The organism is Geminicoccus flavidas (assembly GCF_009806515.1).
Lineage (GTDB): Bacteria > Pseudomonadota > Alphaproteobacteria > Geminicoccales > Geminicoccaceae > Geminicoccus > Geminicoccus flavidus.
On the sequence record NZ_WUJP01000292.1, the window covers coordinates 1 to 2,981 of the forward strand.

4 protein-coding genes are annotated in these 2,981 nt (G+C 71.7%); 2 read left to right on the top strand and 2 right to left on the bottom strand.

From position 1 onward, the window contains the following. Nucleotides 1–504 precede the first annotated feature (504 nt). Nucleotides 505–1,533, top strand: a complete 1,029-nt coding sequence (meaB, locus tag EQG76_RS08035; protein ID WP_159712244.1) for a methylmalonyl Co-A mutase-associated GTPase MeaB — start codon at nt 505–507, stop codon at nt 1,531–1,533. Here meaB and EQG76_RS08040 read toward each other — a convergent pair. Beyond that, nucleotides 1,491–2,138 (bottom strand): hypothetical protein, encoded by a 648-nt coding sequence (locus EQG76_RS08040; protein ID WP_159712246.1) that lies wholly within the window; start codon nt 2,136–2,138, stop codon nt 1,491–1,493. The two genes, meaB and EQG76_RS08040, sit on opposite strands and share 43 nt — an antisense overlap. 166 nt (nt 2,139–2,304) lie before the next feature. Here EQG76_RS08040 and EQG76_RS08045 point away from each other — a divergent pair, with 166 nt between their 5' ends. Then, nucleotides 2,305–2,727, top strand: coding sequence for a GatB/YqeY domain-containing protein (locus EQG76_RS08045; RefSeq protein WP_159712248.1), 423 nt, complete (start codon nt 2,305–2,307; stop codon nt 2,725–2,727). A gap of 37 nt (nt 2,728–2,764) precedes the next feature. On the opposite strand, the gene EQG76_RS08050 is transcribed toward EQG76_RS08045, so the two are convergent. Next, on the bottom strand, nt 2,765–2,981 hold a 217-nt coding region (locus tag EQG76_RS08050), incomplete at its 5' end, for a hypothetical protein (RefSeq protein ID WP_159712250.1).

Consider the following 2,981-nt stretch of genomic DNA (forward strand, 5'->3'; position numbering starts at 1 on the left):
CATCGACCGGCGGACGGCCACCTCTCCGGCGTACCCTACGCGCCGGCAGGCGCGGCTCGACCAGCCGCCAAAGGCCGGCGAAAGCCAGAAGGTCTTTCATCCAATCAGTTCCGCGCCTCACGCTCACACGCTCCGCAGGTCTTATGACGGGCTCTCGAGGCTGCGCCGCTACGAGGCGATTGCCGGCTCCTTCAGCCGGGGAACATTGGTGCGGTGGATCGAGAACCAGGGACTCCCAGGAGCCCGATCAGCCGGCCTGCGGCCTCGCAGGATCGTGGACCATGCTTTCCGGCGGTGAGGTGATAGGGGCTGCGGCAACCGGCTGTTCCTGCCTCTGCACCGGCCACGCTCGCGGGCGGACCGGCCTGGATCGTGATGGTCGTCGCGTCGAGTTTCAGCGTGAGCTGGACTTCGCTCGCCCCTGCCAGCCGGCCGCTGCCGCTCCGGAAGGCACGAAGCGACTACCCGGGGCTTTGCCCAGCGGCTAGGTGGGGAGCGATGAGCATGACGAACATCGCGCCGGCGACTGCCGATCTGGCAAGGCGCCTGCTCGCCGGGGAGCGGGCGGCGCTGGCCCGCGCGATCACCCTGATCGAGAGCCGCAGGGCCGACCATCAGGCGGAGGCGCAGGCGCTGCTGCGCCTGGTCCTGCCGCATGCCGGCCGCGCCAGGCGGATCGGCATCACCGGCGTGCCAGGCGTCGGCAAGAGCAGCTTCATCGAGGCGTTCGGCACCATGCTGACCGGGGCCGGGCACAAGGTGGCGGTGCTGGCGGTCGATCCCTCCAGCACGCGCACCGGTGGCGCCATCCTGGGCGACAAGACTCGCATGGCCAGGCTGGCGACGGACCCTGCCGCCTTCGTCCGCCCGTCGCCATCGGCCGGCATGCTGGGCGGGGTGGCACGCGCCACTCGCGAAGCCGGCCTGCTGTGCGAGGCGGCAGGCTATGACGTGGTGCTGGTCGAGACAGTGGGGGTGGGCCAGTCGGAGACGAGTGTTGCCGACATGGTCGATCTGTTCCTCGTGCTGATGCTGCCGGGGGCAGGCGACGAGCTGCAGGGCATCAAGAAGGGCCTGATCGAGCTGGCGGACCTGATCGCGGTCAACAAGGCGGACGGCGAGCAGCGGCTCGCCGCCGAGCAGGCGCGGCGTCACTATGCCAATGCGCTGCGCATCCTGCTGCCCGAGGACGCGGCCTCACGGCCGGATGTGCTGACGGTCTCGGCCCTGACCGGAGCGGGCCTGCCCGAGCTGTGGGCGAGCATGCTGCGCTGGCTGGACCGGATGAGTGCCACAGGCCAGCTCGACCAGAAGCGCCGGGCCCAGCAACTGCGCTGGCTGGACACGCTGCTGCATGCCCGGCTCCTGGAACTGCTGGCTCGCGACCCCGGCAGCGCGGCGGAACTGGTCCGCTGCCGGACGGAGGTGGCGGCGGGCGCGGAGACGCCGCTGCGGGCGGTCGAGCGGGTGCTCGCCGCCTTCTCGGCCAGTCAGAAGCCGAACCCGATGCCGACCCCGACGCTGCTGCCGTAGCTGCCGAAGCTGCCGAACCCGCCATAGCCGACGCCGCTGTAGCGATCATAGGCGTAGCGCTCGTACGGGTCGGGAAACAGCCTGTCGCCCACCGCCTGGAGCAGGTCGGTCGCATCCGCCGCCGTGTCGCCGGCGGCGACCGCCCGCAGATGCGCCACCGTGCTCGGGCCGTCGCAGACCAGGGCGGCCACGCGCCGGCCATCGCCGAACCCGGAGCCCAGCACCGCGTCGGGCGCGCAGGCGCGCCAGGGCGAGAGCTGTTCCGGCGGGCCGAACAGGAGCAGCACGCGCGGCCCGTCGCTCTGGGCCTCCGGCTGCATCGTGAATTCGGCGCCACCGCTGACCCCTTGCGCCAGGGCCGCTGCCACTTCCGACGGCGTCAGGCCGCCCGGTGCGGTGCCCGTGGTCACGACCGGCATTGGCCCGCTCCGGTTGACGTTCTCCAGCAGGATCCGGGCGGAGCGGGGGTCGCCGTCCGCGACCAGCCCTACTTCCGGCCCACCGGCGCAGGCGCCGAGCGCCAGCAGTCCGGCCAGGCAGGCAACGCGCAGCGGCAGCGATGCCGTCCTTCTCGCATGTGTCCCTGCAGCCCGCTCATCCCGCATCGTCGCAGCCCCATCCACCTTGCCGCAAAGCCAGGCTCCGTCGCCGCGACGCCGTTTCGCTTCCGGCCCCGCGACCCCACATCTGCATCAACGTCGGGCAATCTGCCCGGCTCCCTGCCGGGCCGCGAGCGCGCCGGCCGGGCTCTTCTCCCTTCCGGACGATGTCATGGCCCTGTTCGATCAGCTTCGCTCCGACCGGCTCGCCGCGATGAAGGCGCGCGACGAGGTCGCCAAGAACCTGCTGGGCACCCTGATGGCGGCTGCCGGCAAGGACGACAAGTCGCCGGACGACGAGACGGTGGTGCGCACTGTCCGCGCCTTCCTCAAGAACGTCGAGGAAACAATCGGCCATCTCGCTGGCCGCGACACTTCTGTCCAGGAGCGCGAGCGCGCGATCCTCGCCGGCTACCTGCCGGTCATGCTCGACGAGGCCCTGACCCGTGCCGAGGTCGAGGCGGTGGTCGCGGCCCTGCCCGAGCGCTCGCCACGGCAGATGGGCAAGGTGATGGCGGAGCTGAAGGCCCGCCACGGCTCGGCCATCGACCTCAAGCTCGCCAGCCCGATGGTGAAGGCGGCGCTGGAAGGCTGAGCAGCGCCGGCTGGTCCAGGCGGGCACGGGCACCTCGTCAGGCGGCCTGCCGGGGGATCTGGGCGAAGTGGGCGTTGCGCGAGCGAAGCATGGCCGGGCTGGGCTCGAAGCTGCCGGATTCCCCGAGCCGGCGGGCGAACAGCTGGCGACGCCGCTCCAGCTCCGGAGTGAACGCGCCGCTGTGCCGGTAACGGGTGAGCCAGGGATACAGGAAGGCCCCGCCGTGAAAGCCGGAATGGGCGACCAGGCGCGCG

Bases quoted from the DNA above. Each gene is read 5' to 3' on its own strand.
- EQG76_RS08045 (WP_159712248.1), top strand. From the start codon at position 2,305: ATGGCCCTGTTCGATCAGCTTCGCTCCGACCGGCTCGCCGCGATGAAG.
- meaB (WP_159712244.1), top strand. From the start codon at position 505: ATGACGAACATCGCGCCGGCGACTGCCGATCTGGCAAGGCGCCTGCTC.
- EQG76_RS08040 (WP_159712246.1), bottom strand. From the start codon at position 2,138: ATGCGGGATGAGCGGGCTGCAGGGACACATGCGAGAAGGACGGCATCG.